The organism is Pseudomonas mucoides, from assembly GCF_015461845.1.
Lineage (GTDB): Bacteria > Pseudomonadota > Gammaproteobacteria > Pseudomonadales > Pseudomonadaceae > Aquipseudomonas > Aquipseudomonas mucoides.
This window is the reverse complement of the sequence record NZ_JACOPW010000001.1, coordinates 1,467,221-1,482,359: the sequence shown is the minus strand read 5'-3', so window position 1 is coordinate 1,482,359 and position 15,139 is coordinate 1,467,221. Positions and strand designations below refer to the sequence as shown.

Here is a 15,139-nt window from a genome sequence, read left to right as displayed (position 1 = left end):
GATTATTCATAGCTGGAGTGAGACTTTTCCACGCAGGTGCGATTACGGCCGGATTGCTTGGCCCGGTACATCGCATGATCGGCGCGAGAGAGCAGGGTGTGCAAGGTGTCATCCGGCTGCAAGGTGGTCAAGCCGATACTGACGGTCAGCTGCAAGGCCCGATCGTTGTAGGCATAACGCTGTGTTTCCACATGCTGGCGAATTTTCTCGGCGACTTTCAGACCGGTCTCACCGTCGGTGTCCTTGAGCAAGACGATGAATTCTTCACCGCCCCAGCGGCAGACGATGTCAGCGTGCCGCAGGCAACTCTGCAGATCCCGGGCGAAGCCGATCAGCACCTGATCGCCGGCCAGATGGCCGTAGGTGTCGTTTAATGCCTTGAAGTGGTCCAGGTCCAGCAGCAATGCGGTCAGCGGTTTTGGCTCGCGCTGGGCTTCGTGCATGGCTTGCGCGGCCAGCAGGTCGAAGCCGCGACGGTTCGGTAATTCGGTCAGGCTGTCGAGCGTCGCCTGGGCCTGGATCTTGTTCTGATAACGCTTGATCACCCGGTTCAGCAGGGCTAGCACAATCAGCGTGACGAGCAGGCAAATCAGCAGGTTGAGGTACAGCGACTGACGGATTTCACTGAGGGCACCGTCTTCGCGCTTGTCGACAAACAGATACCAGTTCAGCTCCGGAATGAACCGCACGTTGAGGAAATGTCCCTGGCCCTGCACGGAATATTCGTAGCTGCCGCTGTGGGGTTTGGGCAGTTGGCTGACCAGGGTTTTCATGCTGTCGAGCTCAGCGAGACTCTGCCCGATTTTTGCGCCTTGCGGGCCGCCCTCGGCGCCGGTGAGCACCAGGCGCCCGAAGTTGTCGACGAAATACACGCTGCGCTGATAGCGCTGCTGATACTTGTCGATCAGCTTGATCACTGCATCGACGGTCAGGCCGACACCCGCCGCGCCGATGAAACGGTCGTCGTAGTCGTAGACCTTGTAGTTGATGAAGAAGGTCAGGTTGTCCTTGTTGGCCATGTCCGGGTCGACATTGATTTCGTAAGGCTCGGCCATGTCGCGCACACGGAAGTACCAGGTGTCCCGGGGCTCGCTGGCCTTGATCTGTTTGAGCACGCCTTTGGCGTGGTAGTAGGTCAGGGTGCTGTTGGAGACGAAAAACGCGGTGTAGGCGCCGTAATGGGTCATGACCTCGTTGAGGTAGCGGGTCATTTTTTCCGGCTCGTGCTCGCCGTTGACCACCCAGTCGCGCATGAAGGTGTCGCGGGACATCATCGAGGAAATCAGGATGGGCCTGACCAGGTCTTTCTGGATTTCCGAGTAGACCGTGTCCGATGTCAGTGGCAGTTCGGTGTTGACGATGTTGTCGCGAATCGACGCTCGCGAGGCGTAGTAACTGAGGAAGGACGTGGCGAGGAAGCCTGCGCCCAGCAGCGCAATCAGTGTGAGGACCAACGAACGTTGCGAATACAGCGGCGAGCGAAGCGGCATGACGATTCCGTTGGCAGAGACCCGATGGCAGGCATTCTAATGGCACTGCCGGGAAATAACTGCTCTATGTGCGCAGAACACGGTCCTTGTTGGCGTGAGCCTGCTCGCGATGGCGGTGTGTCAGTCGACATCTATGTCGGATGTTATGACGCTATCGCGAGCAGGCTCACTCCCACAAGGGGACGGTGTTTAGGTCAGGGATTGCAGGTAAGCGCGCCATCCACCGAGGTGGCTGATATCCACTGCGCCTTCCAATCCATACGCCTCGCAGATAAACCCGCTCTCCCAACGCCCATCCGCCAGTTGCACTTTGCCCAGCCCCAGCGGCGCCGGAATCCCGGTCAGGAACGAGCCCAACTCGCTGCTCGGCAATTCCCAAACCTCCACCGCAATCGCCACACCGCCATCCTTCACCCGCACCATCCCCGGACGAAACGGTGGGCCGCCGGCCAAGGCATACAGTTGATAGTCCGGCGAACTGAACGTCGTCTCGACCAACCGCGCCCCACGGCGCTTCAATTGCCAATTCAGCGCCAAGCCGTCCAGGTGCGCGCCACACACCACCAACCGCGCCCGATCGTTACGCGCCGCCGTCGTTGGCGCCGCCGTGGTCAGACCTTGCTGGCGCTGGAAAGCATCCGCCACGCTCAGCAAATACTGATCGGTAAACGCCCGGCCAAACAGTGTCACGCCCCACGGCAGGCCATTGCCCATAAAGCTGCTAGGCACCGCGACGGCGGCGTAGTCGAGCAGGTTCATGAAGTTGGTGTAGTAACCCAGTTCCGAATTGCGCAGCACCGGTTCGGCGTCCAGCTGCGCCCGTGTCACCGGGCGGCCGATGGTCGGCGTGAGCACGCAGTCGAGTTCTTCCAGCGCCTTGTCGCACAACGCTTTCAACGCTTGCAGCCGATACTGCGCGCGGAAAGTTTGTACGCCGGTCACCGCTGGCGCCTTGGCCAGCACCGCACGAATCACTGGCAGCACCGCTTGCGGATTGTGCTCCATCAACTCCCCGGCGACGCTGTAGCGTTCAGCCACCCACGGCCCTTCGTAGAGCAAACGGGCCGCTTCGAGAAACGGCGACATATCCAGTTCGACGGCTTCACCGCCCAACGCCTTGAGCCGGTCGATGGCATCCCCAAACAACAGCGGGCCTTCGGGGCAACCGAAAAATTCCAGGTCCTGCGCGCGCGGCACGCCGAAGCGGAACGGGCGCGGTGTACCGAATGCTGCGCCGTCATTCCACTGCGGATTGCGGCGGCTGTATTCATCACGCGGGTCGAGGTGGGCGGTGAGCGCGAGTAACTGGCTGGCCTCGCGAGCGGTCGCGGTGAAGGTCGTCACGCAATCGAGCGTGCGACAGGCCGGCACCACACCCGCCGTGGAGATCAAGCCTTTGGTGGCTTTCAATCCCACCAGATTGTTCAACCCCGCCGGCACACGCCCCGATCCCGCCGTGTCGGTGCCCAACGAAAAGCTCGCCACGCCGAGCGCTACCGCCAACGAAGACCCGGCGCTGGAGCCGCCTGACGGATACTCCGGCAACACGCTGTTCGGGCATGCCCCATACGGTGAGCGGCTGCCGTTGAGGCCGGTGGCGAATTGATCAAGGTTGGTCTTGCCCAACGGGATCGCCCCCAGCGCCAGCAACTGCTCGACGATGGTCGCCGATTGCTCTGGCACGTAGGCAAAGTCAGGACACGCGGCGGTGGTCGGAATACCGGCCAGGTCTATGTTGTCCTTGATCGCGAACGGCACGCCGTACAACGGCAGGCTGTCGATGTCGCGGCCGTCGAGGGCGGCGAGGTACGGTTCCAGTTCTTCGACACTGAGCAAGTGGATGAACAGGTGATAGTCCGGGTTCAGCGCGGCGGCTTTGTCGCGCAGACCCGACAGCAATTGACGGGGCGTGATGTTGCCAAGGCGATAAGTGCTACGCAGGGCGTCGAGTTGCAGATTGATGTTCATGGCGTTAATCCTTTTCGAAATGGGTTCAGTCGAGTTCCAGCACCACGACGCGCTGTCCGGCGCGTACGGCGGAACCGGGCTGCACACGAATCTCACGCACCACACCAGCCGTCGGCGCGAGCAGCGGAATTTCCATCTTCATCGACTCCAGAATCACCAGCACGTCGCCGGCTTCCACGCGGCTGCCGGTCTCCACCTGAACCTGCCAGAGGTTGCCGGCGATGTGGCTGTCGACGCTCATTTCACCGTTGGCGAGCGCGGCCTCTTCGGTCGCCTCCGGGACCAGTTCTTCGCTGTCGAAATGCGCTTGGCCGCTGGCGATCCAGCGTTCGCGTTCAGCGTTAAAAGCGACTTGTTGCTGATCGCGAAACGCAGCGATGGTCTCGGCTTCTTTCGCCAGGAATGCCTGATAGTCCGCCAGGTTCAACTGGCTGTGCTCAATGTTCAGCTCGAAACGCCCGAGCGGGAAGTCCTTGCGGATGCGCAGCAGTTCATCGGCGCTCACCGGGTAGAAACGGATCTGGTCGAAGAAGCGCAGCAGCCACGGTTTGCCATCGAACGCGGCGACTTCGCGATAGCGGTTCCACATCTGCAAGGTGCGCCCGACAAACTGATAACCGCCGGGACCTTCCATGCCGTAGACGCACATGTAGGCGCCACCGATGCCCACCGAGTTTTCCGCGGTCCAGGTGCGGGCCGGGTTGTATTTGGTGGTCACCAGACGATGACGCGGGTCCAGTGGTGTGGCGACGGGTGCGCCGAGGTAGACGTCGCCCAGGCCCATCACCAGGTAGCTGGCGTCGAACACCGTGCGCTGCACTTCGTCGAGGTTGGGCAGGTCGTTGATGCGACGGATGAACTCCAGATTGCTCGGGCACCACGGCGCGTCCTTGCGCACGGTGGTCATGTATTTCTCGATGGCCAACTGGCAGGCCGGGTCGTCCCAGGACAGCGGTAAATGCACGATGCGCGAGGGCACTTGCAGGTCTTTGGCGGCGCACACGGCGTCCCATTCACCGGCGACGATGCCGAGCAGGTCGGCCAGCGGCAGTTGCTCGGGTTGGTAGTGCACTTGCAGCGAACGGATGCCTGGGGTGAGGTCGATCACGCCATGCAGGTGTTTGCTTTCCAGGGCTTGCATGAGGGCGTGGGCGCGGAAGCGCAAAACAAGATCAAGCTCCGGCGCGCCGATTTCGAGCAGCAGGTGAGTATCCCCGGAAAGGCGTGCAACCAGCCGCGTATCCCCCTGACCGATATCCAATACAACAGGCGACATAATTCCCTGTGGGAGCTGGCTTGCCTGCGATGAAGTCGATGCGGTGTCTGGCCTGGCCCCATCGCAGGCAAGCCAGCTCCCACAGGGGGAGTTCCATTTCAATGCGAGAGTGCGGGCGGTCTGGATATCGACCGGGATGAATTGCACTTTGTCCCCGGCCTTCAATTGACCCAGCTGCCAAAGGTCCGCCTCGATCACCGTCACCGGGCACACAAACCCACCCAGACTCGGGCCGTCCGGCCCCAGAATGACCGGCATATCCCCGGTAAAATCCACCGCCCCGATGGCATACGGATTGTCATGAATGTTCGACGGATGCAGCCCCGCTTCACCGCCGTCGGCCCGCACCCATTCCGGCTTCGGCCCGATCAGGCGCACGCCGGTCCGGCTGGAGTTGAAATGCACTTCCCACTGGGTCGAGAAGAATGTGCCGATATAGTTTTCAGTGAAGTATTCCGGCGCGCCATGCGGGCCGTAGATCACGCGAATTTGTCGTACGGCAGACATCTCAGCGACTTCAGCCAGTTCGGCACCCGCGCTGCGGTCGAGCAAAGCAGGCACATGCAACACATCCCCCGCCCGCAACGCACGACCGCCATGCCCGCCAAACTGACCGAGGGTGAAGGTGCTTTTGCTCCCCAGATAATCCGGCACCTGCAAGCCACCGCGTACGCACAGATAGCTGCGCGCGCCCGCACCGGCCATCGTGCCGAGGCCCAACGTGGCGCCGGCCGGAATCAACAGCGTCGTATTCATCGCGACGGATTCACCGTTCAGCGTCAGTGGAATCACCGCGCCAGTCACCGCCACCACCGCATCACAATTGAAGCGCAGCAACGGTCCGCTCATGGTGATTTCCAGCGCGGCGGCACCTACTTCGTTGCCCAGCAAAAGATTGCCCAGACGCAACGCGCGACTGTCCATCGGACCCGACGGTGGTACACCCACCGCCCAATAACCGAGGCGCCCCGGATAGTCCTGAACGCTGGTTTGCGTGCCGGCGCTGAGCACTTCAAAGGTGTTGGCCTGATACACCAGGCCTTCCAGGCAACGCGTCCACGGCTGGCCGCTGGCGAAAGGCACATCCAGCAAAATCTGCCGCAGATAATCGCGGTTGGTTTCCACGCCATAGAGCAGGCTGTCGCCCAACGCCTGATGCAGATCGGCGCGTGCTTCTTCGCGGGTCGGCGCCCAACTGATGACCTTGGCGATCATCGGGTCGAAGTATGGCGGAATCTCGCAACCGGCCTCGACCCAGGTGTCGATGCGCAGTTGGATGCCGTTGGCGGCCGGGAAATTCACGGCGGTGAGCAAGCCCGGGCTTGGCTGGAAATCACGCCCCGGATCTTCGGCATACAGTCGTGCCTGAATCGCATGCCCTTCGGCTTTCAACCCTTGGCTCAACTCACGCAGCGGCGGCAAATCACCCGCCGCGAGTTCGACCATCCAGCGCACCAGATCGACGCCCCAGACTTGTTCGGTAACGCCGTGTTCCACCTGCAAACGGGTGTTCACTTCAAGGAAGTAGAAGCGCTGGTCTTCGCTGTCGAAGACAAATTCCACGGTGCCGGCGCTGCGGTAGTTCACCGCTTTCGCCAGTTTGATGGCCGCTGCGCACAGGTCGTCGGCCATGCCTTCCGGAAGGTTAGGCGCCGGGGTTTCTTCGAGGACTTTCTGGTTGCGCCGTTGTACCGAGCAGTCGCGCACGCCGAGGGCAATCACCTCGCCGCGACCATCGCCGAACACCTGGACTTCCAGGTGCCGCGCGCGCTGGATGTACTTCTCGATGAACACGCCGGCATCGCTGAAGTTGTTCTGGCCGAGGCGTTTCACCGCCTCGAAGGATTCGCTCAGTTCAGCCGCGCTGCGGCACACACGCATGCCGATACCGCCACCGCCGGCAGTGCTCTTGAGCATCACCGGGTAGCCGACCTGTTCGCCGGCGATCAGGGCGGCGTCGAGGCTGTCGAGCAGTTCGGTGCCTTCGAGCATTGGCACGCCGTGTTGCTTGGCCAGGGCGCGGGCGGTGTGCTTGAGGCCGAACACGCGCAGCTGTTCAGGCGTCGGGCCGATGAAGGCGATGTTGGCAGCTTCGCAGGCTTCGGCGAACGCGGCGTTTTCCGAAAGGAAACCGTAGCCGGGGTGAATCGCCGTGGCGCCGGTGGCTTTGGCGATGGCGAGGATTTTGTCGACCGCCAGATAGGTGCCGGCCGCCGCGCCTTCACCGAGGCTGTGGGCTTCATTGGCTTGCAGGATGTGCAGGCTGGCGGCATCGGCTTCGGAGTACACGGCGACGCCTTTGACCTGCAAATCACGCAGGGTGCGCAGGATGCGGCAGGCAATGGCGCCACGGTTGGCAATCAGGACTTTTTCGAACATGGCATAACCCCCGGAGGCGATTGCGCATCAGCCTCGACCTGGGATGCGGGCCGTCCCGCAGTTTTTCGATAGGCGCCAGGGTCGTCCCCGACGGCAGAATCACTTCTCTTGCGAACAACGCCGAACCTGTGGGAGCGGGCTTGCCCGCGATTGGGCCGGCACATTCAACATTGATGTGGCAGACGTACCGTCATCGCGGGCAAGCCCGCTCCCACAGGGTTTAGTGGTGGTTTTACTTTTTGAGGCACTGGCCGGAGCGGGCCTGGCACAGGGTGAACAACCATTTACGCAACCGCGCGATTTTCAGTTCCATACCAGTAACTCCGCAGGTGTCGGGTTGTAGGCGTTGCACGGGTTATTCAATTGCGGGCAATTGGAGATCAGCACGATCACGTCCATCTCGGCCCGCAGATCGACGTATTTGCCCGGCGCCGAAATGCCGTCTGCAAAGGTCAAGCCGCCGTCCGCCGTGACTGGCACGTTCATGAAGAAGTTGATGTTCGGCCCGATGTCTCCCTTGCCCAGTCGCCCGTCGTGGACGCAGGCGCGCAGGTAGTTGTCGCGACAGCTGTGCATGTAGCGTTTTTCCAGGGCGTAGCGCACGGTGTTGCTCTCTTGTGCGCAGGCGCCGCCGAGGGTGTCGTGACGGCCGCAGGTGTCGGCGACGATGGTCAGCATCGGTTTGCCGAGGTTCGAATACAGGACGCTGCCGGTGCTCAGGTAGACGCTGTTTTGCCGACGCAGCGTGCGTTGCACGTCGTAGCGTTCTTTCGGATTGGCCACGCTGTAGAACAGCGTATCGACGGCTTGATTGCCTTCCAGGTCGAGGATGCGCAAGGTCTGGCCGGCCTTGACTTCCATCAGCCACGGTTCGCCGGCCGGGATGGTTGCGCGGTAGATCGCAGTGTCAGGTTGTTTGTGAGCGGTAGCGATAGCAAGTGACATGGCAGCGATCCTCAGGCGAACAAACGGTCGGTGTTGATGAAGCCGCGCTCGTTTTCCGGGCGCGAAGTGCGGCAGTGTTCGGCGACGCTGGCGTCGGCGTTCATCCAGCTGAGCTTCAGCGGTTTTGGCGCGTAGTCGGGCGAGGGGTCCATCGGGTGTTGCAGTGCGGTGAGCACCACCAGTGTGTCCATCGGCGCGTACAACTCGATGTAATCGCCAGCCCGGGAATTGCCTTCGACGAAGTGGAAGCGCCCGGCTTCGTCGACGTCGACGCGGCTGAACAGGTTGAGGGTCATCAACAAGTCCGACAGGCCCAACCCCCACTTGCCGAGCTCGACCAGCAGGTTGTCGGTGCCGTTGCGGAAGAAGCCGTTGCGCAGTTCCTGATAGCGGCCGGCGCCGTATTTTTCCGCGACTTCTTCAGCGCAGAGCACACCGCCGAGGCTGTCGCTCCAGCCGCAGGTGTCGGCGGTGATCGCGGCCAGTACGCGGCCCATGTCCGAGTACAGGCAATGGCCACGGGTGAGCTTGGCGGTGTGTTGGCATTTGAGGCTGTCGGGCAGGTTCAGGCGTTCGGTTTTTTCGTTGGCATTGAGCAGCGTCAGGCTGACGTTGGCACCGCCGCGCAGGTCGGTCAGGCGCAGCAGTTGGCCGCGCTTCAACACGAACGAACGATGGCCGCCACCGGGCAGTAATTCTTCGGCGAAGGGGGTGAACAGTTGGGTCGAATCAGTCATGTGCAGATTCCTCTAAGCGATACGAAGCGTGCCTGCCATGGGCATCGGCAGGGCGTCGACGGCGGCACGGGTGGTGCGGCGGTCGCTGTTCAAAGGGATGTCGTAGGTGATGCGCGCGCCATAGGCACCGGGGGCGTGCGGGTCGATGCGAACCTTGTCGAACACCAGCAGACGCGTGCCGAGGCTGAAACCTTCGGACAGGTCGTGAGTGACCATGAACACCGTCAGTTGGGTCTCGCGCCACAGCTCCAGCAGCAAGGCGTGCATGTCTTTGCGGATACCCGGATCGAGCGCGCCGAAGGGTTCGTCGAGCAGCAACACCCGAGGTTTCATGATCAGCGCTTGGGCGATGGCCAGCCGTTGCTGCATGCCGCCGGACAGCTGCGCCGGGTATTTGTCCAGCGAGTGGCCGAGGCCGACTTTGTGCAGCAACACCGAAGCCTGTTCGCGCGCATCACGCTTGGCGCTGCCGAACAGGCGTCCGATCAAGGGCGAGCGCGGCAATTCGAGACCGAGGGCGACGTTGTCCAGCACGGTCAAATGCGGAAACACCGAGTAGCGCTGGAACACCACGCCACGGCTCGAATCCGGTTCGCCTGCCAGGGTTTGGCCATCGAGCAGGATCTCGCCGCGACTGGCGCGTTCCTGGCCAAGCAGCAAGCGCAGGAAGGTCGATTTGCCGCAACCGGAAGCGCCGACCAGTGTGCAGAACTCACCCTCGTTGACGTTCAGGTTCAGGCCTTCGAGCACCACCTGATCGCCGTATTGTTGCCAGACGTTTTTTACCGTGATGAAGCTCATGCGCGTGCTCCTTCATACCAAGGGAAAGCACGTTGGGTCAGGCGCTTCAGGCCCCAGTCCATCAGCCAGGCGAGGAGGGTGATCCACACCACGTACGGCAGGATCACGTCCATGGCCAGGTAACGGCGCACCAGGAAGATCCGGTAGCCGAGGCCGTCGGTCGAGGCGATGGCTTCGGCGGCAATCAGGAACAACCATGCCGAGCCGAGCATCAGCCGCAACGAGATCAGCAGACGCGGCAACAGCTGCGGCAGCACCACGCGCAGCATCAGGGTCCAGGTCGAGGCGCCGAGGGTCTGGGCCTTGATCAGCAACTCGACCGGAATTTCCCGTGCGCGCTGTTCCAGATCACGGGCCAGGGCCGGGGTGATGCCGATCACGATCAGCATCACTTTTGACAATTCCCCAAGGCCGAACACGATGAACAGAATCGGCAGGATTGCCAGCGGCGGCACCATCGACAAAACTGTCAACAACGGTGACAGCGGCGCGCCGAACAGCGGCAACGTCCCGGCCGCCATGCCCAGGCACAACCCTGCCAATGCGCTGATACCGAGGCCGATGGCCAAGCGGCGCAGGCTTGAGGCGCTGTCCTGCCAGAGCAGGTATTCGCCGGTACGGGAGTCGGCGACGAAGGCCAGGCGCTTTACCGCGTCGGTCATCTGCACGGCGCTCGGCAGCAGCTTGTCGTTGGGGTTATCCATCAGCCGCTCGGCCGAGCCCATGAAGTAGGCGAACAGCACCAGGGCGAACGGCAGGATCACCAACAGCAGGCGACTCGGGCGATCCGGGTGGCGATTGATCAGGCGCATGGCCAGCTCCTCGTGATTACAGCTGGGCGTCAGCAGCCATCTGCACGTAAGTCGGGTCGAAGCGCAGCTTGAGGTTGGACTTGTCACCGCTGGTCACACCGTTGGCGAATGCCATGCCGACCGCGCTGGTGTCCTTGGCGCCTTCGCCGAGCAAGCCGTGCTGGAACGAGAACTCGGCGACTTTGCGCATGGTTTCCGGCAGTTGCTTGCTGGTGGAGAAGTCCAGCGCCTCTTTAGGCGTGGCGAACAATTTGGTGGTGTCCAGTTGCGCCTGGAAACCCGGCAGGTCGGTGCCGGAGGCCTTGGCCATGTGTTCAAGCGCGGCTTTGCTGGCGGCGTTTTTCGCGTTCATCAACTCGACCACTTCGAACCAGGCGCCGGTCAGCGCTTTGCCCAAGGCCGGGTTGTCTTTGAGAGTGGCGCTGTTGACCACCATCATGTCCATGATCTCGCCGGGGATCTGGCTGGAGTTGAACACTTCGGTGACGTCAGGCTTGGCCTTGATGTCCGAGAGCATCGGGTTCCAGGTAGTGACGGCGTTGACCTGCTCGGTGTTGAAGGCGGCCGAGATGTCGGCGTCGGAGGTGTTGACCACTTTCAGGTCCTTCTCGGTGAGGTCGACCGAATCCAGCGCGCGGGCCAGCAAGTAGTGGGAAACCGAGAGCTCCACGAGGTTGACGTCCATGCCCTTGAGGTCGGTGATTTTCTTGCCATCACCCTTGAGCACAATACCGTCGTTGCCGTTGGAGAAGTCGCTGACGATCAGCGCGGTGCTGTCGACGCCGCCAGCGGCCGGAATGGTCAGCGCGTCCATGTTGGTCATGGTGCAACCGTCGAACTGGCCGGCGGTGTATTGATTGATCGATTCGACGTAGTCGTTGAGCTGCACCACGTCAATCTTGATGCCGTACTTCTTCGCCCATTTGTCGACGATGCCTTGGCTGCCGGCGTATTCCCATGGCATCCAGCCGGCATAAATCGTCCAGCAAACGCTGAAGTGGTCTTTCTGGGCGGCCTGGGACGAGAAACTCACGAAGACTGCGAACGCAGCGGCGAGCAGGGCGGGTAAACGAAGCTGGGACATGGTGGTTCTCCAGTTGATCAGGGGCGGGCAGGAGTCAACGCGGCACCGCGAACGGTGGCTTGTCTCCCGGGCTTTTGTCCCGCCGTGTAACCTCAACTGGAGGTCGCCAACTCTCGGACCAGCCACTCGCACAAGCGAGCCGGAACCCTAGTCAGCCATTGCAAATTGTGGTGCCGCGAACCTGTGATGAACTCCTGCACACAGTTGCTAAAGCGAGAGGCGTGCCAAGTCGACGCGAGCGCTCTAACGCGGGGGATGATGCGCGGATGGGCGCCGGAAGGGCAGGCGCGTTGCCTTTTGATGGTGCGCGGCTGCACCGCAATGGGACGGGTGGGCCGCTGATCTGAAGGTGTTCGTGGTGCAGCACTCGACGCTGGTTTTCCAGTCAAACGCTATGTCAGCCGACCGTTGCCGGCTGCTGTCCCGGGTCTTTTCGGAGGCCGTCATGCTGCGTCGAATGGTGTTCTGTGCGTTGCTGGGTGTGGGGTTGTCTGGCTGCTACTACTACGCAGGCTACGACGACGTGTACACCGCACCTTATTACTACCCCGGTTATTACTCGCCCTATTACTACGGTGGCTATTACAGCCCACGGTATTACGGGGGCTATCGCTACCGTTATTACGGTGGTCACGGGCCGCGTTATTACGGCGGTGGATATCACCGCTGGCACCATTAATCAGCGTGTGAATAGATGAAAAACCTTTCATCGGCCAGATGTTTCAATGTGTTTCAAGAACGCACCAGATTTCGAAATCGATGTCTGATCTTTCGACAGTCACCGAATAATTGACTGTCGCTCGCCAGCGTCGCTGGTGTGGCTCACTCGCGGTCCAGGAGGCCGCCATGAACTGTCGAAAACAGCTCAGCCGAATTCTTCTGATTGCTCTGTCCGGATTGTCCCTGGGTGCTTGCGTGCCCTATTCCGATGGAGGAGACAGCTACTACGGTTCCGAGGTCTATACCTCGCCAGCGCCCACCTATTACGCCGGTGGCAGTTCCTACTATTCCGGTGGCGGGGGTTATTACTCACCACCGCCCCGGTACTACTCACCGCCCGCGCGGTATTACCAGCCAACGCCGCGCTATTACTATCAGCCAAGGGTGTATCAACCGGCCCCGCGTTATTACCAGTCCCGAGGCGATTACCGGGGCCATCAGAACCAAGGGTGGGACGGGCATAACCGAGGCGGCTGGAATAATGACTACCGGGGGGGTGGCGGACGCAACAACAACCACGGTGGACGCGGTGACCACAATGGTCATGGCGATCACGATGGCCGGGGTGGCCACCGGTAGGCATCACAAGACACTTTTTCGAGAAAGCGGCGCGTCAAGCGCCGTTTTTTTTTCCTCAGAAAAAGCTCGTAGGGAGAAAAAAATGAGGGCACTGCCTGATCAATTCGAAATTCACTCGCTTTGCTCCATCTCCTCGGACGTTCTCGGAACCCTCCTACATTTTTATTTCTGAACGTTTGTTAGCGTTTGTGCATTCGTATTGATGTTCGAAAAAATTCAATTAAATCGGGGTGCACATGAAAGAACCTGAATCATGAATTTACTGATTATTCATCAAAACTTTCCAGGTCAATTTCGACACGTTGCGTCGGCGGCGTTGAATCGAGCAGGCGTTAGGGTTACTGCCATTGGACGAACTACTTCTCCAGGCTTGCCAGGAATAAAATTATTCAGATATCGGCCGGTAAGAAAAGTATCAGGTTGTACGCACCCGTTTTTACATAAATATGAAGACGCAATAGTTGATGGGCAACAAGTACGTCGAATATTACTTGGTCTTAAACAAGACGGTTATTGCCCTGGCGTGATACTTGCTCATCCGGGATGGGGTGAAACGCTGTTCATCAAGGATGTGTATCCCGACGTCCCTCTTATTCATTTGTGTGAGTATTATTATCATCCGAAAGGTACGGATGTCGATTTTGATCCGGAATTTCCGTCTACCCCAGATACTTCTTCAAGCCTTCGTCCGCTTAATTCGATGCATTTGTTGAATCTTGAGCAATGTGATATTGGAATTGCGCCAACCCACTGGCAACGGAGTCTGTTTCCTCGAGCGTACCATTCTAAAATTCACGTAATTCATGAGGGAGTACCTCTGCAAGTAACCGAGTATGTGCCGGTTTCCTCTGTGCAGTTAAATAGCGGGTATGTGCTGGAGACCGGGCAGCCAATCGTTACCTATGTCGCCAGAAATCTTGAGCCTTATCGTGGCTTTCATAGTTTTATGAGATCTATTCCTTATATTCAGGCCGAGTGCCCGGATGCCCAAATTGTAATCGTGGGAGGTGATGAAGTCAGCTATGGGCGTTTGCCGAAAGGGTTTGAGAGTTGGCGTAGTAAATTGGTCGCTGAGTTGGATCTGGATCTTTCCAGAATACATTTTACGGGACGGTTACCTTATAAAGCTTATAGGGCCATTTTGGAGGTTTCAAAAGCGCATGTTTATTTGACTTATCCCTTTGTTTTGTCTTGGTCATTGTTGGAGGCGATGGCGTCTGGGTGTGTTGTCATAGGTTCAAATACCGCTCCAGTTGAAGAGGTTGTCGTTGATGGCGTCAATGGGATGTTAGTCGATTTTTTTGACGCTGAGGCGATAGCTGGAGAAGTATGCAGGGTTTTGCAAAACGCTGATGATTTCAGTTTTATGAGAGAAAATGCGAAATCGACAGCGAGCAGATTTGATCTGAAATACGGAGTGCAAGGCTATTTCGATATTTTTGATCGGGTAATTCAATAGGCTGATTTATCATTTTAAATGGAGTTTGAAATGTATAAGGTGATTCGCAAGGATGCATATTGGTGGTGTAAAACCATAATCAAGTACGGTTTGGTTGTGGTTCTTTGTTCTTGGTTGGTGAGTTGTTATGTTGAATCGGAGCGCATGGCGGAGGAGCAAGATCGTAGCCGAGAGATATCAAAGAAATGCAATCAAAAACTAGCGGGTATGGAGCATGTTCCAATATTGGGAGGAAGCCTTCTTGATATAGCTAAAATACCGGGGTTCCATTTCGGTTCTGCCACAAGGAATGGCCAGTGCATTGCAACGCTCCTGGAAGGAGACTTCTGGTGGACTGGCACTGAACTTCGCCCCACTTATCAGGACCTCGGGAACGAGCCGTTATCCCATTGGAGGTATTTTAGTTTGGCTGCCAGGTTGTACACAAGGACAGAGTCCACCGAGCCAATTAACATGGGACGTCAGACCAAGGAATGGCCAGAAGAGCTTATTGTGAAGCTCAAGAATTATCCCGGTCTGGAACTCTGGCTCAATGCTCCCCCTCCTAGTGTTGAAAATGAATTCGCGGTAAGCGGTTTTATAATGCGCGATTGGCGCCGAAGTGATGGAACTCCACGAGTGATTGCATGTGATGGTTTGGGTTCTCCATCTAGCGAAGTTTTGGAAAGTGGGTTCAGCAGAGAGGTTTTGTTAACGTTTAATAAATCACAACTGGAAAACCTGGATTTTGGTCAGTTAAATACCCGTTGCACAGTGGGGTTGCATAATTTCGATTTTGCAGGTGGAGACGCTCGTGTTCATCTAGGGACGCGGTCGCTGCGTGTTGCTCCTGCAGCGCTTAAATTTATTAGTGAATATCTTTCGAGTGCCATAATTACAGGGAAGTAAT

The 15,139-nt window shown here is 59.0% G+C and carries 12 protein-coding genes and 1 riboswitch; of the genes, 4 read left to right on the top strand and 8 right to left on the bottom strand.

Annotation, left to right across the window (positions count from 1 at the left end; genetic code table 11):
• Positions 1 to 2: 2 nt before the first annotated feature.
• The 8 genes from H8F22_RS06970 to H8F22_RS06935 form a co-directional block, all read right to left on the bottom strand.
• A complete protein-coding gene (locus tag H8F22_RS06970; RefSeq protein ID WP_027925562.1) occupies positions 3 to 1,490 on the bottom strand; it encodes a sensor domain-containing diguanylate cyclase in 1,488 nt (495 codons plus the stop codon).
• A gap of 189 nt (positions 1,491 to 1,679) precedes the next feature.
• The gene (gene atzF, locus H8F22_RS06965; protein ID WP_194939877.1) at positions 1,680 to 3,458 is read right to left on the bottom strand and encodes an allophanate hydrolase; all 1,779 of its coding nucleotides are present in this window, start codon (positions 3,456 to 3,458) and stop codon (positions 1,680 to 1,682) included.
• A 25-nt stretch (positions 3,459 to 3,483) separates the two neighbouring features.
• Positions 3,484 to 7,113 (bottom strand): urea carboxylase, encoded by a 3,630-nt coding sequence (gene uca / locus H8F22_RS06960; protein ID WP_194939876.1) that lies wholly within the window; start codon positions 7,111 to 7,113, stop codon positions 3,484 to 3,486.
• A 303-nt stretch (positions 7,114 to 7,416) separates the two neighbouring features.
• Positions 7,417 to 8,058 (bottom strand): urea amidolyase associated protein UAAP2, encoded by a 642-nt coding sequence (locus H8F22_RS06955; protein ID WP_027925559.1) that lies wholly within the window; start codon positions 8,056 to 8,058, stop codon positions 7,417 to 7,419.
• Positions 8,059 to 8,069: 11 nt separating this feature from the next.
• A complete protein-coding gene (locus H8F22_RS06950) occupies positions 8,070 to 8,795 on the bottom strand; it encodes an urea amidolyase associated protein UAAP1 (RefSeq protein WP_027925558.1) in 726 nt (241 codons plus the stop codon).
• Positions 8,796 to 8,807: 12 nt separating this feature from the next.
• On the bottom strand, positions 8,808 to 9,596 hold the full coding sequence (locus H8F22_RS06945; protein ID WP_027925557.1) for an ABC transporter ATP-binding protein: 789 nt from the start codon (positions 9,594 to 9,596) through the stop codon (positions 8,808 to 8,810).
• A complete protein-coding gene (locus H8F22_RS06940) occupies positions 9,593 to 10,408 on the bottom strand; it encodes an ABC transporter permease (RefSeq protein ID WP_027925556.1) in 816 nt (271 codons plus the stop codon). The genes H8F22_RS06945 and H8F22_RS06940 overlap by 4 nt, the downstream gene beginning before the upstream one ends.
• 16 nt (positions 10,409 to 10,424) lie before the next feature.
• Complete coding sequence (locus H8F22_RS06935; protein ID WP_027925555.1) at positions 10,425 to 11,492, bottom strand: putative urea ABC transporter substrate-binding protein; 1,068 nt, start codon at positions 11,490 to 11,492, stop codon at positions 10,425 to 10,427.
• Positions 11,493 to 11,553: 61 nt separating this feature from the next.
• A riboswitch (guanidine-I (ykkC/yxkD leader) is annotated at positions 11,554 to 11,654 on the bottom strand.
• Positions 11,655 to 11,937: 283 nt separating this feature from the next.
• On the opposite strand from H8F22_RS06935, the gene H8F22_RS06930 reads away from it, so the two are divergent.
• The 4 genes from H8F22_RS06930 (at position 11,938) to H8F22_RS06915 (ending at position 15,138) form a co-directional block, all read left to right on the top strand.
• On the top strand, positions 11,938 to 12,171 hold the full coding sequence (locus H8F22_RS06930) for a hypothetical protein (protein ID WP_059181471.1): 234 nt from the start codon (positions 11,938 to 11,940) through the stop codon (positions 12,169 to 12,171).
• 167 nt (positions 12,172 to 12,338) lie between these two features.
• Positions 12,339 to 12,791 (top strand): hypothetical protein, encoded by a 453-nt coding sequence (locus H8F22_RS06925; protein ID WP_081744009.1) that lies wholly within the window; start codon positions 12,339 to 12,341, stop codon positions 12,789 to 12,791.
• A gap of 253 nt (positions 12,792 to 13,044) precedes the next feature.
• Positions 13,045 to 14,250: a glycosyltransferase family 4 protein gene (locus tag H8F22_RS06920; RefSeq protein WP_194939875.1), complete on the top strand. Its 1,206-nt coding sequence runs from the start codon at positions 13,045 to 13,047 to the stop codon at positions 14,248 to 14,250.
• 30 nt (positions 14,251 to 14,280) lie between these two features.
• A complete protein-coding gene (locus H8F22_RS06915; RefSeq protein ID WP_027925551.1) occupies positions 14,281 to 15,138 on the top strand; it encodes a hypothetical protein in 858 nt (285 codons plus the stop codon).
• Position 15,139 lies beyond the last annotated feature (1 nt).